This window comes from Rhodococcus globerulus (assembly GCF_019334125.1).
In the GTDB taxonomy this organism is placed as follows: Bacteria; Actinomycetota; Actinomycetes; order Mycobacteriales; family Mycobacteriaceae; genus Rhodococcus_F; species Rhodococcus_F globerula.
The window spans coordinates 4,514,150-4,540,905 of record NZ_CP079698.1 but is presented as its reverse complement, the minus strand read 5'-3'; the positions used below and the strand labels follow the sequence as shown (position 1 = coordinate 4,540,905).

The following is a 26,756-nucleotide window of genomic DNA, read 5'->3' as shown; positions in this document are numbered from 1 at the left end:
GATCAGACTCGCTTGAGCAGGGCGGCGAGGGCCTGGCCGCCACCGATGCACATGGTGACGATGCCGAATTCGAGGTCGCGGCGCACCATGTCGCGGGCAGCGCGCAGCGTCAGGATCGCGCCGGTTGCGCCGACGGGGTGGCCGAGGGCGATGGCGCCGCCGTACGGGTTGGTCTTCTCCGGGTCGAGGCCGGCGTCGCGGATGACGGCGATGGCCTGCGAAGCAAATGCCTCGTTCACCTCGGCGGTGCCGATGTCGGACGGCTTCAAACCTGTTTGTGCAAAGAGCTTTTCGAGGGCGAGCACGGGAGCGTAGCCCATCAGGCCTGGCTCCATGGCCGCCGTCGTGACAGCTTCGAGGGTGACCAGACCGGTCAGGCCGCGCTTGGCTGCCTCGGTGCCCGTCGCGAGAACGAGGGCTGCTGCGCCGTCGTTGATGCCCGACGCGTTGCCGGCGGTGACGGAGCCGCCCTCTTCGAATGCGGGGCGCAGCTTCGCGAGGGTTTCCATCGTGGTGCCGGGCTTGGGGTGCTCGTCCTCGGTGACGGTGACGGAGCGACGGCCACCGGTTTCGACCGCGGTGATCTCCTCGGCGAAAGCGGCCTTTGCAGCGTCGGTAGCTGCGCGTCGCTGCGATTCGACGGCAAACTCGTCCTGCTGCTCGCGGCTGACGCCGTACTTACGGGCGACGGCTTCGGCGGTGCGGCCCATGTGGGCGTTGCTGAAGGGGTCGGTGAGCATCGCGACGGTGCCGTCGACGAGACCGTGATCGCCCAACTTGAAGCCGGCGCGGGCCGAGAAATCGTAGAACGGCATGCGGGACATGCTCTCGTCGCCGCCGGCGAGCGTGATGGCGGCAGCGCCCCAGCGCATCTGCATTGCTGCCGACCAGATTGCCTGCAGACCGCTGCCACAGAGGCGGTTGACGGTATACGCGGGAACGTTCTCGGGCAGTCCGGCTGCGATGCCGACGCGGCGCGCGTTGTAGGCGTCTGGGCCGACCTGGCCGATGCAGCCCATGACAACCTCGTCGATGTCCTCAGGTGCGACGCCGGCGCGGGTCAGCGCGGCCTTGGCAGCCGTGGCGCCGAGCTCGTGTGCGGGGACGTCCTTGAAGACGCCACCGAAGCTGCCGACCGGGGTGCGAGCCCCGTCGACGATGACGATCGGTTCGGGTGTGGTCATGATTGTCCCCATCTGCTGTGCGCACGGCGCTCGAAATTCTCGGTCCGTGGCCGATACTAGGACATCTAAGTATCGTGCAGATGGGGACGTAGGCGTCAGGCCTTTGTAGTGACTGCCGCTGTTGTCGTTTCCACCGTTGGGGTTACCTCTGCCGGGGCGGCCCCGGTCTTGTTGTCGTCCGTCTTGTCGTCGTTGCGGTAGCGGTAGAGCCCGATGCCCACGAGGATCGCCGCAAGACCCAGGGACACGAACATCTGGCTACGGGTCGAGTCGAGGACGACCATGCCGATGCACAGCGCGATGATCGCGGCAATGGTGGCGTAGGTGAGATACGGGAAGAGCCACATCTTCAGTTCCAGTTCCTGGCCCGACGCTTCGAGCTTGCGACGAGTTCGCAACTGGGACACGGAGATAACGAGCCACACGAAGAGCGCGATCGCACCGGACGAGTTCACGAGGAACAGGAACACCTTGTCCGGGGACAGGTAGTTCATGCCAACCGTCAGGAATCCGACGATGGTCGAGACCAGCACGGCGCGCATCGGGACGCCGGTCTTCTCGATGCGGGAGAGCGCCTTCGGGGCGTCGCCGCGTCCGGCGAGGGAGAAGATCATGCGGCTTGCGGTGTACAGGCCGGAGTTCAGGCAGGACAGGACTGAGGTGAGAACAACGACGTCCATGATGTTGCCCGCGGCCGGGATGCCGTACGAGTCCATGACGGCGACGTACGGGCTGAGCGCGACAGACGCGCTGTCCCACGGCAGCAGGGTGACGACAACGGCGATCGAGCCGATGTAGAAGATGAGGATTCGCCACACGACGGATTTGACGGCTGCGCGAACAGCTTCCAGCGGGTTGGCCGATTCACCAGCGGCAATGGTGGCGATTTCAGCTCCGAAGAACGAGAACACCACCACAAGGACTGCGGCAAGCATGGCTCCCGTGCCGTTGGGCAGGAACCCGCCGTGGCCGGTCAGGTTGGTCATGCCTGGTGCTTCGACGCCTGGCATCCATCCACAGATCGCGACGACACCCATGCCGAGGAACGCGATGATGGCAACAACTTTGATGGACGCGAACCAGAACTCGAACTCACCGAACGACTTGACCGAGATGATGTTGGTCAAGGTCAGCACGATCATCAGAATCAGTGCCCAGGTCCATTGCGGAACACCCGGTACCCATCGGTTCATGATGAGAGCGCCTGCGGTGGCCTCGATTCCGAGGACGATGATCCAGAACCACGCGTACAGCCAGCCGATGGAGAAGCCGGCCCAGCGGCCGATGGCCTTGTCTGCGTACGAGGAGAACGACCCGGTTTCCGGGGACGCTGCCGACATCTCACCGAGCATGCGCATCACGAGGATGACGACGACGCCGGCAAGTGCGTAGGAAATCAGGACGCCGGGGCCCGTTTCCTGGATCGCCACGCCGGAGCCGACAAACAGTCCGGCCCCGATGACGCCCGCGATCGCGATCATCGACAGGTGCCGCTTCTTCAGCGTGTGCTGAAGCGCGGGTTGGTCCGTACTGGACATCGAAACTCCTTGTGGGATTCTCCGGTGGGATTTTGGTGGCGCTTTTTGGCTAGCGCCAGTGTCGGACCTCGAACCCCCTCGCGACAGGCTCCACTTTGTACAAACGTGACCGCAGGCACTACATAGTGGCGCGAACAAGGTGCCAGACTGAACCCATGCCCATCACCCTGCGCCAGCTCTGCGCGACCGAACAGTTCGGCCTGCGAGTACTGGCCGGGCAAGATCAACTTGACCGCACCCTGACCTGGGCACATGTCTCCGAACTCCCCGACCCGACGCCCTTCCTCGACGGCGGCGAATTACTCCTCATCACCGGGGTGTCGCTACCCATGACGGCCGCGGGAACAACCCGATTCGTGCGGACCCTGGTGGGCGTCGGAATTGCCGGAATCGGTTTCGGAACCGGCCTCGGATACGAGGAAGTACCGCAGGCTCTCGTGGATGCGGCCACACGTTTCAACGTGCCTCTTCTCGACGTCCCGCTGCGAACGCCGTTCATCGCACTGACAAAAGCGGTGTCCCGGGCACAGTCCGAGGACGACATGAAAGCCCTGCGCAACAACTATCAGAGCGTGCGGCGACTCCTCCAAGCCGCTGTGACGGTCAACGGGACCCGAGCAGTTGTGCGCCGGGTCGCGGAGTTGATCGGCGGATGGGCGGCACTGCTGGACTCGGCCGGCCACACCGTCGAGATATCGCACACCGCCGCAGCCGCGGGAATCGAGCGCACCGCCCCCGAGCGTGAGGCCCGCCCGATGGAGGTCAGCTTTGTCACGAGCGAGAACGAGGACGTCATCTCCCATCCCCTGACAACGTCGCGGGGAAAGCTGATGGGATACCTCGTCGCCGGCTGCCCCGGCGCCGTCGGGTCACTGAATCAGGGCATCGTGATCACCGCCGCTTCCCTTCTCACGTTGATGACGGCCCGCACCCGAGATGCGCAACTGACGATGAATCACTTACGCACGGTGGCGATGCATCAGCTCTTCGAGGGCCAGAATACGCTCGCGCGCAACATCTCCGGAGAGCTATGGGGCGGATTTCCGATTGAACCCTTTCAGGTCTTCCACGTCGCGGGCCCCGTCGGCCTACTCGAGAGCGTGTCCGTCTCATTGCTCGACGGCCTGAGTCGCGATCTGGCATTCGGCATCACCGACGGCGCGCTCATCGCCGTCGTCTCGGCCACGGACAGCGAACGAATCCTCGGTCGTATCAAAGGCATCGACGTAACCGTCGGAGTGTCGGACATGCTGTGGTGGGACGATCTCTCGCGGGCCAGAAGGCAGGCCGCGCAGGCAGCAGCCGAGGCCAGTGCCCGTAACCTGCCGTCGATGCGTTTTGCGGAACTCTCCGAAAGTGGATTGTCGGCATTTCTCGACCCTGATCGGTCGACGGCTTTTGCGGCGGCCCATCTTCGACCACTCCTCGAAGCAAAGGGTGGCAGCGACCTCTACCGGACCTTGGCCATGTGGCTGGCTCACAACGGAGTGGGAGACGCTGCGGCCACTGCACTGAACATTCACCGACATACGTTGCGCAGCAGGCTCGCTCGCATCGAGAGCCTGCTCCAACTCGATCTCAGCTCCCCTACCGAACGGGCCGAACTGTGGCTCGAATATCGACTGCTCGGCGACGCGCCCACCATCTGATCTCCGGGCCGTAAACGACCTGTCGGGCCTGCACCGGATTGCGGCGAGGCCCGACAGAATCGTTTTTGTGCGAGGTAAATATCGACCGATCTTCCCCTAGCTCATATCCGTCGGTATCCACTCGCGGAGCACGTTGGCATCAACTACCTGCGCACCCAAAATCTCGGTCCAGATGATGGTTCCATTTTCGAAGACGCGGAAGGTGCCTGCCTCGGAGGGCAATTGCATCTCCGGGCCGACCGGAGCGCCGAGAGTGCCGGTGGCGCCACCGAACTCTCGATACTTTGCCTCGATCTGCGTCTCGACAACCGTACCGGACGAATCAGTAATTTGCGAATTTAGTTCTGGCGCTACAGTTTCCGATACCGGACTCTCTACCACACCAGCGCCGTCACCGATAGTGAACCAGTCGGATTTCAGCCCCAATTTCATCCTCGCCTGCATTCCGGTGACACCGACGGTTGCCTTTGTTCCGACAACTTCGAGAGCCGTGACGCGGCCGCCGTCGACGCCGAGGCCGTTTCGGGAGAGAACTTTCAGCGACGTCAATTCGCCGACCCCGAAGGCCTCCGCGATCTCGCCGGCGGAAAACATCTGCGTCCAGTCATGATTGGGCGAGATGGTGTCACCTTCGTCTGCCACAGCCGGGAATGCTCCACCTGAGCTGTAACCGCCTGTAGACGAGGAGAATTCGGTTGCAACTATGTCGCCATCGCGCGAGAGTACAGCCCCGGTGGTGCTGCGCACGGCCTCGGTGGTTCGTGGATCTTCCTTGCCTGCGCCGCCGTAGACCTGGCAGTCCTGCGTGTCGCAGGTGTCGGCGTACGAGCTGCGATGCTCGACTGCGGCATACGAACGCGCGGCGACGGCCTGGGCCCGCAGTGCTTCTGCTCCACCGGAATCGGCCCAATCGGCCTTCGCCTCCACCGGCACCACTCCGAGTAGGTAGTCCTCCATGTCGAGTAGGTTGACTGTGCGCGCCGCTCCGTTGTCGAGCACAACACCAAGCGCGCCGCGATACGGGGCGTTGTCGTCGCACATCGTCAAGAATTGGTCGGCGGGCCGGTCCGGGGACAGATCTACCGGATCCACCCACGGATGGTTTGTGACCGCTTCCCAGACGACACCGCCGCCGCAGCCGCTGGTGACGACAACGCTGGCGCCACCTCCGGGAAGTGCGGTCAGGTGGGCGGCTTCACCGGGCGCGGTGCGCTGCCCGTTCACGACCATTCCGGCGGCGGAGTACACGTCGAGTGTTTCGTCGTCGCGGGCTGTCAGCCGAACGCTCATCTGAGCGGCCGGCATGGAGTCGAGAACAGTGCCCCCGTAGTAGTGGCTGAGAATTCGCTCGCCGGACCAACCTTGGTTTTTGGCGTAGCCGTAAGCGCCCCATTGACCCATTCCGCGGCCGTGACCGTTGCCGTGGCCGGAGAGTGTGAATTGGGTGTCGGCGGACACGACGGGCATAACCGACGGCTCGTCCTGGTAAAGAGTTCCGATACCTCCGACGGCAATTCCGAGCGCCAGAGCGGGAATCAATCCCAGCACGGAGATACGCATCACGGAACGGCGTCGACCGGGTCCACTCACCAGGAAACGGCGTCTAACAGGCTTTTTACCTGCGGTTCCGCTTCGCTCGTTCTTCGCCATCAACGCTCTCCTCATCGCCACCGGACTCACGGGGCTGCGAAGTCGGTTCTCCGCACGTGGTCCAGTCCACAACGATTTGGCTAAAGTCTCACCCTAAGGTTGAGCGTTATGGACTCTTGTGACTAGTGTGGCAAGAGTGCCTGGACTTAGCAACACCAGTCACATGAGTCACATCCGCATCACGAGTTGCAGACATATGCGACCGAAAGATGGAGTTGATCCGCGCAACATGGCCTCCGACCTGCTCGGATCCGGTTCCGGCCGATTCTGTTCGAGGCCGTTACCGGCCCTGAAATTCGCTCGTAAGTAACTACAACCGAGGAGTCATCCCTTGCCACACCGTCGACCGAAGCCCTCATTCGTACTTGGGGCCGTAGCCGCACTGGCTGTCGCAAGTCCTTTTGCGGTATACGGCCTCACCAACGACACGCCTGACGTCCGCTCGGCAAACGAGACGTCGTCCGTGGCGGTGCCCACCCAGATCTCGCAGGTTCTGCTCGCGTCGGTTCCCGACATCGTCATTCCGCTCAAGGAACTGACGGGGCTCGATCTGCCCGACATCAACCTCGGTGATCTCAAGGCACTGATCCCCACCGACATCGCGTTGCCTCCCGGAATCACGATTCCGACGGAGCTTCTGCCGGCACCGGCCGATCCGGCTGCGCCGACGGAAACGCCTGTTCAGGACGAGGAATTCCCCGGCGCTGTGGTTAAGCAACTCACTCGCGACGCCCCGTTCAGCATGGTCGCGTTGACCTCGGACACCGTCGATTCGGCGCAGTCCAAGATCCGCGCGCTGTCCGAGGACGGCATCTGGGGCCCGTGGTTCTCCCCCGATGCCATCGACGCCGAACAGGCGACGAACACTCTCTCCGCCACCGAGCCCCTCTACGTCGGGCTCACCAAGGCCATCCAGATTCTGACGCCGCGCGACGCACCGGCAACCGATGCAGCACCCGCGCCCGCCTCATCGGCACCGGCAGAGGTTGCGCCCACCACCGAAGCTGCCCCCGCTCCCGAAGGCGAACTCGGTTACACCCCGGCATCGGTGTCGAAGCCGCTTCGCCAGGTCGAGACCACCGCTGACGAAGTCACGGCGGTACTCATCGATCCGGGCACCAGCCCGTCGGACGACAATCTGCAGGCAGTTGCGGCGCCGTTCTCGACCGGCGGTCCCGCAGTGATCACTCGCTCGCAGTGGGGTGCTGACGAAGGCCTGCGTTGCGACGGCCCGACGTACGACGACGGCCTCGGCGGTGCCACCGTGCACCACACCGCGGGTGTCAACAACTACACGAAGGCCGAGTCGGCTGGGATCGTCCGTTCGATCTACGCCTACCACGCACAGACCCTGGGCTGGTGCGACGTCGGATACAACGTGCTCGTCGACAAGTACGGTCAGATCTTCGAAGGCCGCGCAGGCGGTCTGGACAAGCCCGTCCAGGGTGCACATGCCGGTGGTTTCAACGAGAACACCGTCGGTATCGCGATGATGGGTGACTACTCCACCGTTCAGCCGTCGTCGGCCATGCTGAATTCGGTTGGTCAGTTCCTCGGGTGGCGACTCAAGTTGGCCGGCCTCAATCCGATGGGCCGCACCACGATGTACTCCGAAGGCACGCCGTACACGCCGTACCCGCAGGGTGCTGCAGTCGATTTGCCGATCATCTTCGCTCACCGTGACGTCGGAAGCACCGCCTGCCCGGGCGATGCCGCGTACGCCCGCATGGGTGAAATCCGCCAGATCGCAGCCAATGCGGCTAACGGAGTAACGGCCCCGGCCAACCCCGTCACGCCTCCAGTCCAGAAGCCCAACACTCCGGCCGACACCGTTGCCGGTGGCACCGGGTCTTCCGTGACGGACCTCGTCAACCAGGTTCTGAAGTTGACCGACGATTCACCGCTCGCACAGAAGTGGATCGCCGAAGGCGGCGACCTCGGCCGCCTCGGTGAGGCGATCACCGGAGAACTGCAGGCCAAGTTCGGCAATCTGGGAGCGTTGTTCCAGAACGGCGCTATCTACACCTCCCCCAACGGAGGCGTGTACACCGTGGTCGGCGAGATCTTCAAGGCATGGCAGAGCTACGGATCGGATCTGGGTTCGCTCGGACTCCCCATCTCGGACGAGTACTCGATTCCGGACGGGTTCCGCAGCGACTTCGAGAACGGCGCCCTGATCTTCAACCAGATCACCGGTGTAGTCACACAGATTCTCAATGCCGTGGGATAACTCCTGTGGGAAGTCCTCGGGCGCTGGTGGGTTTTACGACCACCAGCGCTCGAGGACTTTTGCGACCCCGTGTTGGGAATTGGTCTCGGTAACCTCGTCTGCTGCTGCTTTTGCCTCGGGGTGAGCGTTCCCCATCGCGACGCCCAGATTTGCCATCGCAAGCATCGGAATGTCGTTGGGCATGTCGCCGAATGCCACCAGTCCGGACAGGTCGAACCCGAACTGATTCGCCGCAGCCACCAGGCCCGACGCCTTTGTGATGCCGGGAGCCGAGAGTTCGATCAGCCCGTTCTCCGTGGAGTACGTCATGTCCGCCAACGACCCGACGTGCGGGGCCAGGGCGTCGTACATTGCGGTGCTTGTCATTCCCGGCCGACGGATCAGCAGCTTCACGGCCGGGACCGCCAGTACGTCGTCCTCGGACATTTCCGTGTTGTCGGGGTTGAGCCACGCATGTTCGTAGTCCGGGGAGCTGACAAATTGTGGGGTGGCCGCGTCGTGGGCGCTCTCCCCCACTCGTTCCGCTGCCAGGCCGGCGCCGGGAAGCACGCTGAGCGCCAGTCCGGAAAGTTCGATCAGAGCCTCCACCGACAAGGTTGCGGCGCTGAGCACGCGGTCTGCGTAACTGTCGTAGACAACAGCGCCGTTGGCGCAGACCGCCAAAGGTGCGTAACCCAGGCTCTCGACGACTGGTGAAATCCAGCGCGGCGGACGGCCCGTTGCCAGCAGGAACGGTGTTCCTGATTCCACGACGGCATGAATCACCTCGCGGGTGCGAGCGCTGACCAACTCGTCCTCGTTGATCAAGGTGCCGTCGACATCTGTCGCGACAAGTGTTGGGCGGGCTGGGTTGGTCGGGCGCTCTGGGCTCACCCCGCCATTGTGCCTGTGAGGTACGACGGTCTCGCTCGGTGTCCGACATTATTGATACATCGAGAGGTGGGGCATATGAGCGATAGGAACTCTCCGCGCAAACGATCGGCAGTGGAAGCTGCTGCCTATCAGGCGACCAAGCACGCGCGGGTGATCACGGATGCGGATCTCATCGCGGTTGGTGAGGGGTTGTCCGTCGAATCGGAACCCTCGACGAGAGATGACTTTGTATTCCCCGACCTTGATCTCACAAGGGGTTTGTTCGACTGATCGACGTTGAAAGCGACTGGCGGCCCCAACTCTCTCGATTTGAGTTGGGGCCGCGTCTCTGTGCTGATGTTCGCTGTAGCTAACGATTTCCGATTAATCGCTCGACTTCGACGCGATGGTGGCGAGTTCGACGATCACCGCATCCAAGAAAGCGCTTCATGGTGTTGCTCGCATCAGAAACCATCGGAAGATTTGGGGGCTCAGGTCAAGGCTGGAGTATCGATCAATTCCTTGTCAGCCAAGGGCTTTTCCCCCGTCGCGGCTTCGATGGCTCGCGGCGCCAATCCTCGATCGAGCATGAATGCCATCAGTTTCGTGATTGTCGACTTCGCTGCCTGCAGCTGAGCCAACTTCCCCGACTTCGGATCGCTAAACGCCGTAAGGCGGTTGATTCGGGCGGAGAGTTTCGTCTCCACATCCGCCAACTGGTACCAGAGCGCTTCGTCATGAGGAAGGCCGAGCATCTTGCGTGCATGCTCGGTCGATACCCGCAGGATCAACGTGGTCGAATCCGTGATCGGCTGATCAGGGGCACTGCCGCCCACCGCCGCGCCCGCGGCCACCGCCGCGCCCGCTCCGGCCAAACCACCAAGCATTCCGAGACCACCGATCATCCCTCCCGGCCCGAATGCTGCAAGCCCGCCGACGATAGCGGCGCCACCTGCCGCGGCGGCCGGCGCTGCCAGCACGAGCCCGACCGGTCCGGCCGCGACCAAGGCGAGACCGACTGCGGCTGTAATTACCCGGCCCCAGGGGACGCCACCGCGACTGTCCAAGCATTTCTGGACTTCTTCGAGAGCGGTGCTCACTGTCTTTCCGAGCTGACGAACGAACCCGAGTTCGACGGCAATGTCGGCGAGTGCGTCGCGGGGGGCGTTCCCGATTTCGAGTTCATACGGATCGATGATGTTCGTCAGCGCGAGCACCACCAACTCGCCGACCACTTCGTGTACCTCCCATCGATGCGGAATCATCGGCAATTGACCATTGACCAGTTGCTGCAGTTCGACTGCGACGGGCTGTCCACTAACTGACGCGGCCTGCTCTACTTGCGCGACTATGTTGTCCTGGACGATGTCGAGTGCATGTCGGTAGCGTTCGGCCAGCGCTTTGTCTTTGAGGTTGCGGTGGACCGCGTGTGCGTAGTGCAGCATCAACAAAACCGAGGCCTCGTTGTCATTGAGACGAACCGCGATATCCGATGTGCGGATTGCGATTTCCTTCGACGGGTACAGCAGATCTGCAACCAGCATGGCGAGGGCGCGATGTCCGAGATACGCCCCGGACGCATGGGATGCGCCGTTGTCGATGACGAAATCCTGGGCGCCTGGGAAGGTGGTCGCCAGCCCCCTGCCGCCGGTGACGACGTCGCCGACGTCGAGGAAGTTCGACCAGTCGTCGACCCGGCCGTACGGAAACTTCTTGAGTAGTCGCTCGCTGCCATCGTGCACGGCCTGCACGTTCGCCGGGCTGCCGATGGTGATGAACCTGCGGACATGGACATTTTCAGGAAGGTGGTCGAGAAGGTCGATCGCGATGACGCTGCCCAGGCTGTGGCCAATGAGGATGATCTCGCCGGAGGTGGGTAGATGGTCGAGGATGTGCCGCAGGATCGCTCCGCGGACCGGCTCCTCCTGGACGTACTTGCGTACTTGCTGCAGATCGAAGAGTGGTAGCGCTCCGATCGCGGCCTGCTGCAGTGGAGCGAGAACCTGCCCGGGCACGCGGTGGAAACCGAAGGTGCGGACCCCACCCTCGAGACCCAGAATCCGCTGGACTTTCGCCTGACGCCGCTCGAAGCCGCGGCGACTGGCCGAGTCGTCGCGCGGTTTATATGTCACCGGCGGCAGCTTCGCACCAATACCGTTTGTTGTGAGGAACGAGCTGTAGTGAGGTGCGATAACCATATCCCGATTGACCGCACCGAAACCAGCCTGCGCGAGACCGCGGTCCAGGCCGTCGAGCCAACTCGATTTCGGATCGCCGTCACCGATTCCGTGCAGAAAAACAATCTTCACAACCAAGTCCCTCTCGAAGGTCGAACCCTGACATCGCTCACCACAATTACTGCTATTCGCTACAAAAATTCGATAAAGACGAGGACCACCAAAAAACTCGCAGAGGTTCTCTGCAGTTAACTTCGTAATACAGTACCGAGCAACTCCGACAACCTTCGCGACCAGAGTAGGTTTCACATGAAGTTTCAATGCGGACTGGCCCGCTGACGATAGGCCAAGAATGGGTCGTTTCACCGAGCGATCGCCGCGGAAACCATCGACGAGCAGCCAATCTGTGGCGAAAGAATTGCCTAGTGGCCGATGCGTCGTTGACTCACCCCCTCTGCCCGGCCTCCCCGCAGGGCGCGCGGCCCATAATTTCTGTGAATATGCAGGGATTGTCCGATACCAGCGCTACCCTGTTGATTTTCATCACCGAGGAGAACACCCGTGCCGATTGTTTACAGCGAAAAAGAAGCCGTCGCAGCTGTATCGACGTACCTAGCGTCGACCGAACGGAGAAAGAAAGTCCGTCTCCGCACCTACAAAACCAACGTCCCCGGCCACCTCGACTTCAGCACTCCCCGGGCGCGAGGGCAAATCGTCCATTCCGACCGCTCGCTCACGGCCACCGATCTGCGAAGAATCATCGAAAGGCACAGCAAGAACAACGCTAAGAAAAAATCGGTAGTAGTGATCACGGCTGGCACTTTCGCCTGCGACCCACAAGAGTTCCATCTCTGGCCGCTCTTGCGCATCGATACGACCGGTGCGGTCATCCCTTGCAACAAGGGCGCCGATAAGTTCAATCGTATTTATCAAACCCAACAGAACCGTGCGGCGCTTTTCGGACTGATCCCCGTCGCGATGCTGGCGATCATCGTCCTTGCTCTACTAAGCCTCGCGGGAGTGATCAGCGGCCCTACCGCCACCGTCGCCATTACACTCGGCACCATCATTTTCGTCGTAGGCGCCGCACTCGCAATCTCGGGGCCGCTCGCGGGCTTCGCCGGCCTTTTCCACTTGTTCCGGGGAGCGGGATGGCTCGTCGACATCCCCGACAAGATTGACGGATTGCGACGCAAACGCGAACTGGCCCGGTGGCAAGAGTAGCAACCCTGGCGCCCGGCGCCTCGTCCATCACTGGGCGAACACCTAGATCTACCCAGCAAATGCAACAGAGACTCTCGATGAAAGGAACGAACATTTACGAGGTCAAGGCCACTCACCTCACGAAAGTGCGGAGACAATTGGCGTGTGAAATCTATCCGAAAGTGTTCGTCGTCGATGGCGGTGCCGTGATTTCAACGTATGCGGGTCCAGCTAACGGACACTGCCCCTGTGATCCACTATCTCCGGACGCCGACACCACCTTCGAGATCGACGAGGATCAGCTGACAAGTGCTGCCAATTGGGCTACGTCCATCTACCGGCCACGATCGTGGTAATGCCGAAACCGAACGCACGCTACCGCGGCAACCCCGGCCTGCCTAGGCAATGGACCTTAGGCCGATGGAAACCCAACTGCGGCTCCACTTACCACGACTCGCACGATTCGCGGCATGGTCGTAAGAATTATGCCCGACGATAATTTCGCACCCGACTGAAATATTTCAGAACCACATTCCCGATCGAGCGGTGCGGTCAGTACCGGTTCGAATGCGCCAACCACCAGATATACATCGGCATCGCAAAGGCCGTCGCCCGGCGAATGCCGGACTTGCGACGGTCATGATTTGATGCGCAAACGGCAGTCTGCATACAAAGTCGTCACACTGCCGGCAACTCGCCGAAGCTGAGCTCGCGGCCGCCCGCCCATAGACTGGGTGAAAGACCGTGGGTGTTGCCAAATAGCATCTATTTATCTGTGGACAGCGCCACCGTCGAAAACCCGGATTCGTGGGAACCTTCACGTACCGTTCCCGCCACCTCCGGAGGTGGCGGGAATAGCTAACTCATTTCACATCAGCTGCCGAAGATGTTTCCGAGCGAGCCGCTGTTCGTGTCGGTATCTGGGTCGTTCTTGGCGAAGTTTGTGGTGCAGCCGTTGAACTTCACTGCGTCTACGAGGGTAGAGGTTTCGGCGGAGCCGGTACCGATACTCACGCCGTAGTGCTCGACGACCGCGTTCGGCTGCGCTGCTGAGATAGCGTCAAGCGTAACGAGTGCGTAATCCTTTGCACCGTCGATGTTCTGGGTGCTCCACCACAATCCGTCCTGGATGTTGGCGTGGACCACGCCATCTGTTGCGGAGAGCGCGGGGTTCGGCACCCAAACGAGGGTGGTGAACCCGGTGGTGTCGGTGAACTTGCCGCCGGTGGTTCCGCCCAAGCGCAGCTGGAACGAGGCCTTCGCGACGTCAGCTCGCTCGGAGAAACCGATTTCCTTGGCGATCACGTCGGCGAGCGGAAGGCTGGCGGCGGAGTGGTAGGACACGGAGCGGTCCGTCGGGCCGTGGACGGACAGTTCCAGGGCGCCGTCGTCGTCGAAGACGTTGTCGGCCGTGTATGCGGCGACCTGGTTCTTCTCATCGTCGAAGGGGATGCCCCAGCCATTAACGGTCGTCTCTGTGGAGATCGCCGAGCACGCGAACCCTGCTGCTGGTACATCGTCGATGGAGCCGAGCGAACCGGTGGGCAGGGCTCCCGCGAATGCGGGCGCGATCAGTGCTGCGGCGCCAACGAAGGTGGCAACGGTTCCGGCGCGGCGGATGTTCTTAGACATGAGAAATGAGACCTCTCGAGAAGGGAATGGCATCGAACGGAGATGGGTGGACCCATAGTCGGGGTGTGTAGACAAGAGAAAAATAACACATACCGGTCGGTTTGTAAATATTCAACGATTTCTGACCAGAAGCTGCATCATCGCGAAAGATAGACCGACATAACGTTTTTCATCGACCCTTGAACTGGCCTGCCAGCACGGGCCGATTAGGCACAAAGGATCGCGCTACCTTCACGGTGCGGCGCTCAAAGTTCTCTTCGCCGCCAGTCGCATGCGCGGCGGGGCCCGACGAGACGACGTATATCGCGGTGGCGTGTCGCGTAACACTACGTCGGATCCCCAGCGCGAAAGTGAACTTCCTCGGCGTCAACGATGCCTACCGGACTCCCGTCTCGACACAGGCAGAGGACCCGGGCCAGGATGCGCCTCAGCCGTCCGACTGTCTGCGTCGAGTTCAGGACCCAAATTCTATGCTGGTCCGATTACGCCAGAACGAGATTCACCGACTATCGCGCAGGGATCGGACACTTCGCAGATTTCAAGCGCCCGAATCACCAAGCACCGCAACGGCCGCCGACGCAGCCTTCCCTGACTTCTGCCGTTGCTCCGTGAATCGGACAGCCTCGGATAGGGCGCTCCTGCCAGCGCACCTCACTCAGACATAAAATGGAGATAGGAATGAGGCGATCGAATTCAGATCCCCGCCATAGACGGTGCGATCGCCTCCATCTGTTCGATGACCAACTTGATCGCGTCGGGTTGGCGATCCGGCGGATACCCGTGAATCGTCAACAGACGTTTGATTCTCGAGCGGAGTTTGGCCTTGACGTCCTCGCGAACTGCCCAATCCGTCGTCGCGTCCCTCCTCATTACACCGACGAGATCCCGAGCTATGTCTGCAAGCTTTCCTTCGCCCTGCAATTCCACGGCAGACTCGTTCTCTGCCACGGCGTCATAAAAAGCAAGTTCGTCACTGGTGAGTGGCGGTGTGAATTTGCTTCCCCGGTCGGCCTCAGCCGCGACTTCCTTCGCTACCTCAACCAGCGCGGCAATCACTTCAGCGGAAGTCAACTGACTGTTCGTGTATTTGAGCATCAGATCCTGTAGCCGCTCGGAGAACGCACGCTGACGAACAACATTGTGCTTCGCCGCTTTTCGTGATTCCTCGTTGATCAGTTTCCGGAGAGCTTCGATCGCAAGGTTGGGATTCTTCGCCTCGGTGGTCTTCTTGATGAACTCGATGTTGATGTCGCTGAGCGCAGGCTTAGGCATTCCAGCAGCATCGTAGATATCAAGTACCTCACCGGATTCGACGGAAGCCGCCATCAACTGACGAAGTGCACGCTGAACATCCTCGGGAACCGCCTGCCCACGGGCCTGCCTGTCTGCAGCATCCCACTTCGCCATGTAGACGCGCACTTCTTCGAAAAACCGTGCGGTGAGCGCATCTTCGGCGAGCTCGGGGCGGCTGCCACAGAGTGCCCACACTCTTGAGAGTTGCGATGCGAATTTGCGGTAGCGGGCCGCAAGGGACTCCTCTCCGTCTCCAACCTGATTCTGTGGATTGCGGGGATCTCGAAGATAGTTGACGGTTGCGTTCGCAGCATGGAAGTACGCCCGACGCCCCGGCTTGCGCAACTCTGCGCGCCAGTCGAAATCGTGGAGCATCGACTCGAGAACAGTCAGCAGGTCCTTGGCAGTATCGATTGCCGAATCGATATTTCGTCCCAACGGCTTGGTCTTCTGATCCGATTCGGTGTACTCGGCGAGCGCAGCTGCAAGATTCTCTGCAATCGGAGCGTAGGCAACGAGCAGTCCGTCCTGCTTACCCCGGAAGGTGCGGTTCACCCGAGCGAGGGCCTGCATGAGCAGAGCGCCCTTGAGCGGCCGATCGAGATACATCGTGTGCAGCGGCGGTGAATCGAAGCCCGTAAGCATCATGTCCTTGACGATGACAATTTCCAGTTCGTCATCGACGTCCTTCAATCGTTTCTTGACGGCTGCGTTTGCGGAGTCGCGACGCACATGTCGACTGATTGGATCGACATCAGTTGCATTGCCCGAATACACCACTTTGATACGGCCGGAAGACAATTCGTCAGAGTGCCACTCGGGGCGAAGCTTCACGATCTCACTGTAGAGATTCGCGCAGATTTCTCGGGTCGCACCTACGATCATGGCTTTGCCGGGTGTTGATGGATTCTCGTCCGAGCTGATGAATGCACTCATCGCCTTGCTGCGTGTCTCCCAATGCTCGACAAAATCTGCCGCAAGCATGGCCAGTCGCGCTGGCGTACCGTATACGGCATTGACCACAGCGACACTCTTCTCGATACGTTCTCGGTCCGTATCATCGAGCCCCACAGTCAATTCGTCTGCTGCGGCGTCGAGCTGTTCCTCGCTGACGTCGTCGGCAAATGAAACCTTGACTAGCCGGCTTTCGAAATAGACGGGGACCGTCGCACCGTCCTCGACTGCGCGGGTGAGGTCGTACACATCGATGTCTGGGCCGAACACGGCACGCGTGTCACGGTCGGCAAAGGAGATCGGTGTACCGGTAAACGCGATCAGTGTTGCGTGCGGGAGTGCATCGCGCAGGTGGCGGGCATACCCGTCGAGGTTGTCGTAGTGACTGCGATGCGCCTCGTCGACCATGACAATGATGTTGCGTCGGGCAGAGAGCAGCGGGTGACTCTCACCCGATTCACGTTCGGCTTTGGTCTTTCCGAATTTCTGCAATGTCGTGAAGTAGATACCGCCGGTTTTGCGCCCGGACAGTTCACCACGCAGTTCCTCACGCTTGCGGACCTGTTGTGGTTGTTCAGGGAGGAGCTGTGAACGCGCGAAGGTTTCGAAGAGCTGCCCGTCCAATTCGGTGCGGTCGGTGATCACTACGATCGTGGGGTTTGCCAGCTTCGGATGGCGGATAACCAGGTTTGCGTAGAGTTCCATCTCCATTGATTTTCCCGAGCCCTGGGTATGCCAGACAACGCCGGCTTTGCCGTCGCTCTCGACCGCGATGACAGTCTTGTCGACGGCTTTCATGACGGCGAAGTACTGGTGAGGCTTGGCAATTCGCTTCAGCAGTCCATCTTCGCCCTTGTCGAATGCGGTATAGCTTCGCAAGAGTTGCAGAAAACGATCCTGGTTGTAGATGCCGAACAACGCAACGCCAAGCGGGGTAAAGTCCCCATTGTCGTAAGCGACCGGCTTTCCGTCCTCACCAACGTTCCAAGGCGCAAAGTGATTGAATGCCGTGAACGGCGTCCCGTAGGCCGCGGTGATTCCGTCGGACACGAGGCTGAAGACTGCAAATCTAAACGCGAGCGGGAATTCCCTTACGTAGGTCTGCAATTGCGCATGCGCTTCGAGCAGCCCTGCGTGCTCGTTGCCGGCCTTCTTCAACTCGATCACACTGACCGGCATCCCGTTCAGGTACAAAACGATGTCGAATCGGCGCTTGAAATCACCGCGCTCGACCGTCACTTGATTGACAGCCAACCAGTCGTTGTCTTCGGCGCGACTTGATACGAGCCGGATTGTCGGCGTGGTCTCCACTCCGGTGTGGTCCACATAACTGATCTTTCGAAGGCCCTCGGTCAAGTACCGATGAATGACTTCATTCTCAGCGATCGCATCCGACGAACCGGGCGTCGCGATGTGAAGAACAGCCTGTTCAACGACATGGTGAGGAAGGTGCGGATTGAGCCGCGCGATTGCAGCGGAAAGGCGTGGTGCGATCAGAAGTTCGGCCCATGACTCGCGTTCGCCCTTGCTTGGAGCGATGTCGGAGCCTGCGGTGGGTTTCCAACCCAGTTCGCCAAGGTCATCGAGAGCCATCTGCTCCCAGTCGTCCTCGCTGAGTCCTCGGACACTCATTGCAAACCCTGCCTTCCCCAACTTGGACGCTGCCGTCGCTGCATAACCGCACAACGAGACAAATCGCTTTGCGCTCTTTATATCCGTGCAACCACGGCAAACACCGATCGACACGACAATTATTACTCTTCACCCACAATAGCCACCAGATTTGGTCTTGCTATTTGGGTTTCGATAACCCCCATTATCAATCATCCATTTATACATGACGGGCACTTTTCGTAATGATTCAACCCAACATCCACAAACCAGGAGTCGCTATGACTGGCCCCACCGAAGCCCACGGCACTACCGAACCTCTAGGCACTACCGAACAGCGCCCCACCGAGGTCCTACATTCAGGCGTACAGACTGCCGAAGCATTTCCGGAACCGACCCACCCGACAACAAGTCCGCCGACCCGGTCGGGCGGCAGTCGCAAGCCGTTTCTTATCGGTGTGGCTTCGGGGATCGTAGCGACCGCAGTCGTTGCCGGACTCGGATTCGGGATCAACGCAGCACTCCAGAGTTCAGGGCAAGACTCAACTTTCGACATCGCCGGCACAATCTCCCTGACGTCGGGCGCAACGACAGCGTCGGCACCGAGCGGATACGACTGTGTCGGCACCAAGGGATATGACGACCTGAGCCCTGGCGCTGCAGTCAAGATCTCTGACGAAGCTGGAAAGCTACTTGCCAAAGGAACTCTTGACAGCAGCACAGGCGGATCTTCATACTGCGTCTTCTCTTTCACCGTTTCTGGCGTCCCTCGGGGAAGCAAATTCTATGAGGTCGAGATCGCGCATCGTGGCGGGATCTCGTACACCGAAGAAGAAGCAGCCGACGGCGTCGGTCTGACTCTCGGCAGCAGCTAACACCCTTCACTCTTTTCACTCCCCATCACATTTCACGTCGATCGAACGGATTCAGCTATGACCTTTCCCCAGAACAATTCTCAGCCGCAGCAGGTATCGCTCCCCAAGAAAAAGAAGAAGTGGCCGTGGGTAGTCGGTGTCGTCGCCGCACTCCTGGTTATCAGTGCAATGAGCAATGGGGGCGACAAAGATGATCCAAAAGTTGCCACAGCCCGGACCGCCTCGGCCGAGGTAGCGTCTGTCGATGCGAGCCCACAGGCGGTGACTACGACGCCCGCATCCGTTCCTGGACTGAACACACCGGTCCGTGATGGCAAATTCGAGTTTGTCGTAACAGAAATCGAGAGCGGTCTGAGTTCGCTCGGAGACAATCCCTTCCTTACGGAGAAGGCCCAGGGACAGTTCGTGATCGTGACGATGACTGTCCAGAACACTTCCGACCAGCCGAAATCCCTGAGTCCGAGCGATCAGGAAATGTACGACGCGAAGGGCCGTAAGTTCAGCGCGGATACGTCAGCAGCTTTCAGTTTGGACACCGACGTCGCAATTTGGGATGAGATCAATCCCGGAAACGCTGTCACCATGCGCGTGGTCTTCGACATGCCGACAGATGCAGTTCCTGCGGAGATCGAACTTCACGATTCCATGTTCTCGGGCGGCACACGGGTATCGCTGACGTAATGTCCCGACGATCCACTTCAGTCGGACGGTCGCTTGACCTGCATGGTCGAATACCGTCCGGCTGGAAAGCTACCAACTGCACCTGCGTCTGAGACTGGACGAGTAACGAAAGTGATCTAATCGGTCGAGGTTGTTCAGCAGACAACTACGTGAAGGCGGAACGTGCCTACCACCGAACAAGACTTCGTGACCCAACTGGCACGCTGACCCCTCTACCAGTTGACTGTCGATGACGACTGTGGTCCCGCGAAGACCTTGTGCAGTAGCAATATTCAGAAATCGATTGAGATGAGGACAACGTGGCGCGCGTTCGACTTCACACCGGCAATCCGGTTCGCGACAACTCCCCACCGTGGGGAGCCCGCGACATCGCCGGGTCCAATCCCGAATTTGCGAAGCATCGCCCACCCAGCACCCCAAAATGCAGGTGGTGTGGAAGCACGACCAAAGTCGATGCGTCGACGCCTCGCCGATGCGCTCGGTGCCGGAAGCTCGAGGTCGTCATTGCCGCAGCACACACTTACGTAGCGAGCCACGGCCTCAGGCCGATCGGTGGTTCCGAGGACTCTGAATCGGATGCAGAACTGTCACATCGACGTTCGGCTCTGGCTGCACAAAAGAAACTCAATTCAGTGAAACTGGCGCCACGCAAGCCTGCTGCCAAGAAACCAGCCGCGACTGCATCAAAGAAGAAGGCGAAAGCTCCAAGCAAGGCTACCAAAAAGCCAGTGGAGTCCACCGAAGCAACTATTGCTCGAATGACATCGGAGGTCAATCGGGTGACGGAACTGCTTGATACCGAACGATCGTCAGATCACGCAATCACACCCGAACGGGAACTTCGATTTAGACGCCTCGAAGAGTACCGAGCCGGTCTCATGCGAGGCATCCAGCGCAGAACCGACCAATCATGATTCAGAACCGGCTAGGGGGCGGTTCGTTGAATGAGTTTAGACTCTATGGTGTTCCAGTCGGCGATCCCGGATTCACCATTGCCGTCTATTTCGTAGGCACCTCGGACACATTGCCAGCACAGATACGTGCTGAGCTCGAACAACTCGCGTCGCCACGATTCATTCAGCTCAGTGATACCGCAGACGGTCAGTTGTGTCTGACCATCGATTGCCCGCATCTTGGTTGGTACGAAACGGGCAAAGTTGGAGATGCATTTGTTCGGTCGGCCTCCACAATCGCGAGTGTTCACCGCGTCGAAGTGTGCCGATCTGATCACTGGAGTCCAAGACATGCACCGGCAATTGAGAGAATTCCGTCGATACGCGATGGTCTACATACCTTTTCGCCCTTAAGGTCGTGCCCCGGCACATTTCCGACTCTCCTGCATCGAGCAACGCCCAAGGCAGCACGGACAACGAGGATGAGGAACTACTGTCTCGCGCACCTGATCGCCGACCAAGCCACGTCGGCAGAACCAGCAACGGAAACCTGCAATTGACCATCAAATTCACGCCCACCCGATTCCGGGGAGCATCGATACAAGGCGCGAAGGTAGCCCATGGTGTGAGTAACCAATGGTCAATCTCGCGGATCCAGATCTGGCAAGCACATGATTAGAGGTACTGCCCTGTCAACTCTGCAGTTTTCCAACGCCCGTCTTCGATAACCCGGCGGAGTCGCTCGGTTGTCAGCTCTGATCCGTACTCGAGCACAGCTCTACGAACAACCTCTCGGAGGTCAGCGCCCGATACCTCCGAACTCAAGGCAGCTGCAACCACACCGCAGTCGATCTCAGAACTGCAATCCACACGAGAGAGAAGCCTCTGAAGTATCTGTGCGACTGCGCGCTTCGTTGGATAGCCGAGGTGAATTATAGAATCGAATCTCGCCGATCTTGTCGCGGCGCTGTCCAACGAGTCGGGGTCGTTGGTCGAGGCCAACGTCAATACGTCGTCGAATTCTTCACTGCCGTCGAGCACTGACAAAAACTCGGCCAGCGTCGTACCTGCATTGCCTCGACGACGATCTCCGATGTACAGGTCAAGGTCTTCGAGCAGAATCACGCTCGGGCCGAGATGCTTTGTCTCCCGGTACACCTCGCGCAGAGCGTCCGTTGCAGTCTTGGCATCGACAATGATGACAGTGAAGGGTCCAACCAACTCTGCGGCAATGGTCCGACTGATCGCACTCTTGCCGACCCCTGGTGGGCCGGCTATCAACACACCGCGCCGAGTACCCAATCCGAGTTCACGCATCAGATCAGCACGTGTCGTCAGAGATGCAATGTTGGTATCCAATTCGTGCCACACCTCCTGCGGCAGAATCAGACTTGCACGGTCCAACTCTGAAAGCTCGGTGACGTCGAACTTAAGCCCGTTCTCGAAACTCGCGAGAAGCACCTTGCCACGCAGGAAGTTTCGCTCACCACGAGCGTGCGACATGATGGAATCGACAACCGCCCGTGCGTCTTCTGCCGCTCCACCGTTAGCGTATGCGCGCAGCACCAGCCGATCGTCGAGGTAGCTACCGATACCGATGCGGACAACGGTCGAACCCTTGGCAATCGTGCCCGCCGCAAAGTGAGCCGACAATGTGTGCGGAACCGAAATCAGATCGTCGTCGATCTTGACCCGCTGCCATGACGGCGGATCCGAACCTTCGCCCGGCCCTACAAACGGGCAATGCCGCTCGATGAGTTCCCCTAGTACAGCCGATACCGTCAAAGCAGTCGACGCGGTAAGCACGACAGACTCGGAAATCAGCATGGGCAAAGGCGAATCCAGAGCCCTCGCGAGAAATGCGTCCGCACTGTCATTGCGTTGCGCAGCACCGGACAAAATCTGGCCGATGAGTTCGATACTGCGCCGAACGCAGTCCTGCTCACCGGCCAGATGGTCATGGTCTCCCACGGGAAACTCAAATGTCTGCATCAAGAACTCACTATTCACCACGTTGAGTACGTGTACTACTCCACCGGGTCCGAAGGCTATCGGTCCTACGAGTGAAGAGTCCCAGAGTACACACGATCACTTTCTGTTCCACCGGTCTTGGAGCTTCCCCTTCTCCGTCTTGAAACTATTCACCGCCGGACTCTGCTGAGTTCGAATCTCCAGACCCGGTTTCGCATTCGCCTTTCGCGGGGCCACCGGCGCGGACCGACTCGACTGCCGCCGCGCCAGCAACGCATATTTCGCGTCTTCGCCTTCCTTCCGCATCCGCGCCAATGCCGGCGATTCACCTCCGGACCGTTCGCCCAAAGGTTTCACACCGAAGGAAATGAGTGTGTTATGCACCCTCCGGACGGTCATTTCATCCGAGTAGCATTGCTTGCAGCGAGCACCTCCGGCAAAATCTTGCAGTCCTTTTCGTGATCTGCAGACCTCACACTCTCGCAGTTTCGGCGGAACACCTGATGCTGAGGAGAACTTCGTGACAGGAGGTGCCGTAACCACAGTCGGTGTTACCACGACGGATGCGGTGGAGGCTTTCGTGGCTGGTGCTGCGCTTCTTGAAATCGGAGAGGCCGGTGACTTCACGTTTGACGGAGAGATCACTGGAGGGGTGACAGCATTGTCGTCAGATCTCGTAGCCGAGTCCCCAAGTCCAAGCCTGGCTGCCAGTTCGGCAACCTCCTGTTGCTTGGCAGCGAGTTCCGCCTGCGCCTTTCGATACTCGGCGAGCTCTGTCTCTCGCCGAGTCTCTGCTGCACGACGACGCTCGATTTCCTCAGGCACCCACTCTAATCCGCCGCCCGGGATTCGAGCCTCACCGTGCACCTCAATCGCTAACTCTTTGAGAGCCTGGTTCCATTCGGTGATCCGGCGGTGGAGATTTCCGTCGACGATCGTCCCGTCGCGAACTACTTCCAAAGCAAACTCGATTTCGCAGGTAAGCTCTTTCGCTGCGTCTACGGTCTTCATGTGTAGCGCATGAAGTTGATCTGCAGAAATTCGAATATTCATCGAGTTCCTTCGCGTTCAGGGATTTTTCGCAATATCTGCGAAGTCGAGTAGGTGTGCAAACAGTTTCGGCATCGTCCCACTGTCGAAGGCACGGAGCAATGCGCCTTCACTGAAACGATCACTGCGCACAATCATCGTAATCAGCCCGAGGGTCTCTTCAACAGTGAGATCTGAACTGTTTTCACCGTTGAGCAGTGTGCGCCCGTGTCCCCAGTGGGCCCAATCGAATCCAGTCAAGATGAATCCATGCGAGTACAGAAAATTTAACGCCTCATCAACCAGTTCGCCCGCCACGCAATATCCCATTGCCATCCGCTTGTCGTCGATACGCCGCGGCGGAACCCATTCACCGAATGAACCCGGATGCTCCCGAATCCGAGCAACCAAAGACTCAAGCACTGCCCAATCCTCGACTGCAAGTGTTTCCAGAACCTCTCGAAGCCTTGGATCCAAGCTTAGGAACGGATCATCACTCGACGCACCTATCACAGCACCGCCTCGACGACCTTCTCCGCGTTACGAACCCGAAGTTTGCCCGACATCAGTTGCGGGAGAAGAACGTCACGGATCTCTTTCAGCTTTCGAGATTCCTTGTCTGCACCGGATGCTGCGGAATGAAGTGATTCCGCCTCTGCGTCAAACTTAGCGAGGACGGCGTCGTCTGGCAACGGTACGGGCAGGGATTTGAAACGCCCTCGTGGCAACTCCAAGAACGTGGCGCCATTAGCATGCGATATAAAATCTGGAACACGAGATCGCATCTCATGGAACAGCCACCACTGATGTCGCGGATCTTTTGCGTTGACCACGATGAAACCCTGATTAACAGCCATTGGGCTCTCCGCAATGGCAAAAGCTCCAATCGTGGCACGTGAAGTCATTAGAATTGAACCTGCCTCATATAATCTGGAGGAACAGTTCGCCAATCCATCATCCGTAATCATTCGACTAGTCGATCGAAGGTATGGAGCATTAAGGGCTGTTACGTCAGTTGGTGTGGCCCACGAAACATCACCATCCCAGTATTGAGCCACTGCCGTGCGTGGGGTTCCGCCGCCACCAACATCGGCAATCTGTTCGTACGTGCATTCAGATTCAGGCGAGCCCAGACGCGCCTGCAGGAAGAGAGCACATGCCAGGCTATCCGCAGTTTCAAGAAGGGTCAGATTCGCGGCAATCTTGTCATCGAGTGCACCGAGAATAGTCGCAATCGCATGCTGCTCTGTCAGAGTTGGGAGAGAAATCGGCAGGTTTGACAAGATTCCTGTATTCAAGTTCGGCATGGTCGCCCCCACAGCATGGAGCCTTATCCACGACCTGCTCGATTCCGTACCGAGATAGTACGAAACAAATTTCGGGTCGCATTGGGCCTGCGGGCCGAAACGAACTCGCAGACAACCCGTTCCGCACAGCCACCCCGCTTGTTCTGCTCGAACCAGCGCACGTTTCTCAACATCTCCGCGCCGTGAATACACGATGTCGTTTTCTGCCAACAAGTACTTCGAGAGTCGCGCTGCGTCGACAGCTGTAATCCTGGCGATATCTGCCGTGGAAATCGTGTTTTCACCGATATTTTGAGGCATGACACTCGGAATGCCGTCCAAGACATAGTCTGCTGCATGCAACTGACTGCCAAAAGGACCTGTTTGAATACCACCGCCACCTTCGCGGCAGAGTTCTCCCAGCGTTGTCGTCCTCACAACACCCTCCCCAACTGCTCGCGAACCAACGCCTGCAACCGATCAGACTCATCGAACCGAGCAAGCAGCTCAGAGGTCAATCTCTCGATCTTTTCCCCGATCGGTTCGCCGTCGTCTTCGATCGCTGCGGCGCCCACATACCGGCCCGGGGTAAGTGCGTAATCCGCTTCCTTGATTTCCGCGAGAGTTGCGGAATAGCAAAATCCCGGCTCGTCCTGGTATTCAACACCTTCGGCAGATTTGGCGCCCCTCCACGAATGGAAGGTCGTACCGATCTTCTTGATGTCCTCGTCCGAAAGTGCCCGCTCAGCACGGTCGATCATCGTGCCCATATTGCGCGCGTCGATGAACAGAACCTGGCCTTGGCGATCGATCGACCCCTTTGGCCCAACGCTCTTGTCCTTGGCGAAGAACCACACGCACACTGGGATTCCCGTGCTGCGGAACAACTGCGTGGGCAGAGCAATCATGCACGACACCAGATCGGCCTCGACGAGCTGTGCGCGAATGTCTCCTTCACCGCCCGAATTCGATGACATCGAGCCATTTGCCATGACCACGCCTGCGCTACCTCTGGCAGCAAGCTTGGAGATGATGTGCTGAATCCAGGCATAGTTGGCGTTACCAGCTGGCGGGACGCCGAACTTCCAACGCTTGTCGTCTTCCTTGCGCGCCCAATCTTTGATGTTGAACGGCGGATTGGCCATCACGAAGTCTGCCAACATGTCCGGGTGTTTGTCCTGAACAAACGTGTCTTCCCAGCGATCACCAAGGTTTCCCGTGATGCCGTGAATACCGAGGTTCATCTTGGCCATCTGCCAGGTGCGCTGATTCGCCTCTTGACCGAACACCGAAACCTCGGCAGGGTTTCCGCCGTGGCTCTCGACAAACTTCTCTGTCTGAACAAACATGCCACCCGACCCACAGCACGGGTCGTAGACGCGTCCACTGTAGGGCTCGAGCACCTCTACCAAGACTCGGACAACGCCTGCAGGCGTATAGAACTCGCCGCCTCGCTTGCCTTCAGCACGAGCGAACTTTTCGAGAAAGTACTCATAAACCTCACCGAGCAAGTCGCGAGCCTTCGTCGAACCGTGACCGGTGAAACGAGTGTCGCTCAACAAGTCGATCAGCTCACCGAGCCTGCGCTGATCGAGACTGTCGCTATTGAAGATCATTGGAAGAGTGCCAGCTAGGGTGGTGTTGGAGAGCATGATGTTGCGCATCGCCGCGTCAACCAATTCACCCGCTGTCTTGCCGGCTTCACCATTGAGTCCTTGGACGCCGTTCGAATTCTCGGAAAGATACTTCCAGCGCGCGGTTTCCGGCACCCAGAAGACACCGCCGGCCAGATACTCGTCCTGATCGTCGATCAGAGTTGCGATCTGATCTTCGGTCATGCCTTCGCCGGCAAGTTCAGCCTTGATTGCTTCGCGGCGCTCGTCGAAGGCATCGGATACGTACTTGAGGAATACGAGCCCCAGAATGACGTCTTTGTACTGCGACGCATCCATTGATCCGCGCAGCTTGTCTGCGGCTTTCCACAACGTATCCTTCAGTTCCTTCATCGTTGACGGCGCGCCGACAACAGATTTCTTCTTGGGTGGCAT

19 protein-coding genes are annotated in these 26,756 nt (G+C 59.5%); 7 read left to right on the top strand and 12 right to left on the bottom strand.

Features of this window, described 5'->3' with window-relative positions; translation table 11 throughout:
• Nucleotides 1-2: 2 nt before the first annotated feature.
• Nucleotides 3-1,184 carry a thiolase family protein gene (locus KYT97_RS20645; RefSeq protein WP_045066844.1) on the bottom strand — a complete coding sequence of 394 codons (1,182 nt, stop codon included), beginning with the start codon at nucleotides 1,182-1,184 and terminating at the stop codon, nucleotides 3-5.
• 95 nt (nucleotides 1,185-1,279) lie between these two features.
• The gene (locus KYT97_RS20640; protein ID WP_219110607.1) at nucleotides 1,280-2,722 is read right to left on the bottom strand and encodes an amino acid permease; all 1,443 of its coding nucleotides are present in this window, start codon (nucleotides 2,720-2,722) and stop codon (nucleotides 1,280-1,282) included.
• Between the two features lie 155 nt (nucleotides 2,723-2,877).
• On the opposite strand from KYT97_RS20640, the gene KYT97_RS20635 reads away from it, so the two are divergent.
• Complete coding sequence (locus KYT97_RS20635; RefSeq protein ID WP_219110606.1) at nucleotides 2,878-4,371, top strand: PucR family transcriptional regulator; 1,494 nt, start codon at nucleotides 2,878-2,880, stop codon at nucleotides 4,369-4,371.
• A gap of 96 nt (nucleotides 4,372-4,467) precedes the next feature.
• On the opposite strand, the gene KYT97_RS20630 is transcribed toward KYT97_RS20635, so the two are convergent.
• Nucleotides 4,468-6,021: a SpoIID/LytB domain-containing protein gene (locus KYT97_RS20630; protein ID WP_154883479.1), complete on the bottom strand. Its 1,554-nt coding sequence runs from the start codon at nucleotides 6,019-6,021 to the stop codon at nucleotides 4,468-4,470.
• 331 nt (nucleotides 6,022-6,352) lie between these two features.
• Between KYT97_RS20630 and KYT97_RS20625 the strand changes: the two genes are divergently transcribed.
• Nucleotides 6,353-8,251, top strand: a complete 1,899-nt coding sequence (locus KYT97_RS20625; protein WP_154883477.1) for an N-acetylmuramoyl-L-alanine amidase — start codon at nucleotides 6,353-6,355, stop codon at nucleotides 8,249-8,251.
• A gap of 33 nt (nucleotides 8,252-8,284) precedes the next feature.
• On the opposite strand, the gene KYT97_RS20620 is transcribed toward KYT97_RS20625, so the two are convergent.
• Nucleotides 8,285-9,124, bottom strand: coding sequence for an HAD family hydrolase (locus KYT97_RS20620; protein WP_219110605.1), 840 nt, complete (start codon nucleotides 9,122-9,124; stop codon nucleotides 8,285-8,287).
• Between the two features lie 75 nt (nucleotides 9,125-9,199).
• Here KYT97_RS20620 and KYT97_RS20615 point away from each other — a divergent pair, with 75 nt between their 5' ends.
• Nucleotides 9,200-9,394: a hypothetical protein gene (locus tag KYT97_RS20615; protein WP_219110604.1), complete on the top strand. Its 195-nt coding sequence runs from the start codon at nucleotides 9,200-9,202 to the stop codon at nucleotides 9,392-9,394.
• 200 nt (nucleotides 9,395-9,594) lie between these two features.
• Here the strand turns inward: KYT97_RS20615 and KYT97_RS20610 are convergent, their stop codons facing one another.
• Nucleotides 9,595-11,412, bottom strand: a complete 1,818-nt coding sequence (locus tag KYT97_RS20610) for a lipase family protein (RefSeq protein ID WP_219110602.1) — start codon at nucleotides 11,410-11,412, stop codon at nucleotides 9,595-9,597.
• A 429-nt stretch (nucleotides 11,413-11,841) separates the two neighbouring features.
• Between KYT97_RS20610 and KYT97_RS20605 the strand changes: the two genes are divergently transcribed.
• Nucleotides 11,842-12,504 carry a hypothetical protein gene (locus KYT97_RS20605; RefSeq protein WP_219110600.1) on the top strand — a complete coding sequence of 221 codons (663 nt, stop codon included), beginning with the start codon at nucleotides 11,842-11,844 and terminating at the stop codon, nucleotides 12,502-12,504.
• Nucleotides 12,505-12,581: 77 nt separating this feature from the next.
• Entirely contained in the window at nucleotides 12,582-12,839 is a 258-nt protein-coding gene (locus KYT97_RS20600) for a hypothetical protein (RefSeq protein ID WP_245005890.1), read from the top strand.
• A 517-nt stretch (nucleotides 12,840-13,356) separates the two neighbouring features.
• On the opposite strand, the gene KYT97_RS20595 is transcribed toward KYT97_RS20600, so the two are convergent.
• Nucleotides 13,357-14,115, bottom strand: a complete 759-nt coding sequence (locus KYT97_RS20595; protein WP_219110597.1) for a hypothetical protein — start codon at nucleotides 14,113-14,115, stop codon at nucleotides 13,357-13,359.
• A gap of 693 nt (nucleotides 14,116-14,808) precedes the next feature.
• Nucleotides 14,809-17,994, bottom strand: coding sequence for a type I restriction endonuclease subunit R (locus KYT97_RS20590; protein WP_219110595.1), 3,186 nt, complete (start codon nucleotides 17,992-17,994; stop codon nucleotides 14,809-14,811).
• Between the two features lie 260 nt (nucleotides 17,995-18,254).
• On the opposite strand from KYT97_RS20590, the gene KYT97_RS20585 reads away from it, so the two are divergent.
• Nucleotides 18,255-18,848 carry a hypothetical protein gene (locus tag KYT97_RS20585; RefSeq protein WP_219110593.1) on the top strand — a complete coding sequence of 198 codons (594 nt, stop codon included), beginning with the start codon at nucleotides 18,255-18,257 and terminating at the stop codon, nucleotides 18,846-18,848.
• Nucleotides 18,849-18,905: 57 nt separating this feature from the next.
• Entirely contained in the window at nucleotides 18,906-19,529 is a 624-nt protein-coding gene (locus KYT97_RS20580) for a DUF4352 domain-containing protein (protein ID WP_219110591.1), read from the top strand.
• Between the two features lie 1,568 nt (nucleotides 19,530-21,097).
• Here KYT97_RS20580 and KYT97_RS20575 read toward each other — a convergent pair.
• The 5 genes from KYT97_RS20575 to KYT97_RS20555 all read right to left on the bottom strand — a co-directional run bounded on the left by KYT97_RS20575 (nucleotide 21,098) and on the right by KYT97_RS20555 (nucleotide 26,756).
• A complete protein-coding gene (locus KYT97_RS20575; protein WP_219110589.1) occupies nucleotides 21,098-22,414 on the bottom strand; it encodes an AAA family ATPase in 1,317 nt (438 codons plus the stop codon).
• A gap of 96 nt (nucleotides 22,415-22,510) precedes the next feature.
• Entirely contained in the window at nucleotides 22,511-23,446 is a 936-nt protein-coding gene (locus tag KYT97_RS20570; protein ID WP_219110587.1) for a hypothetical protein, read from the bottom strand.
• 15 nt (nucleotides 23,447-23,461) lie between these two features.
• Nucleotides 23,462-23,935, bottom strand: coding sequence for a DUF6508 domain-containing protein (locus tag KYT97_RS20565; RefSeq protein ID WP_219110585.1), 474 nt, complete (start codon nucleotides 23,933-23,935; stop codon nucleotides 23,462-23,464).
• Nucleotides 23,932-25,146, bottom strand: coding sequence for a restriction endonuclease subunit S (locus tag KYT97_RS20560; RefSeq protein ID WP_219110583.1), 1,215 nt, complete (start codon nucleotides 25,144-25,146; stop codon nucleotides 23,932-23,934). The genes KYT97_RS20565 and KYT97_RS20560 overlap by 4 nt, the downstream gene beginning before the upstream one ends.
• Entirely contained in the window at nucleotides 25,143-26,756 is a 1,614-nt protein-coding gene (locus KYT97_RS20555) for a class I SAM-dependent DNA methyltransferase (RefSeq protein WP_219110581.1), read from the bottom strand. The genes KYT97_RS20560 and KYT97_RS20555 overlap by 4 nt, the downstream gene beginning before the upstream one ends.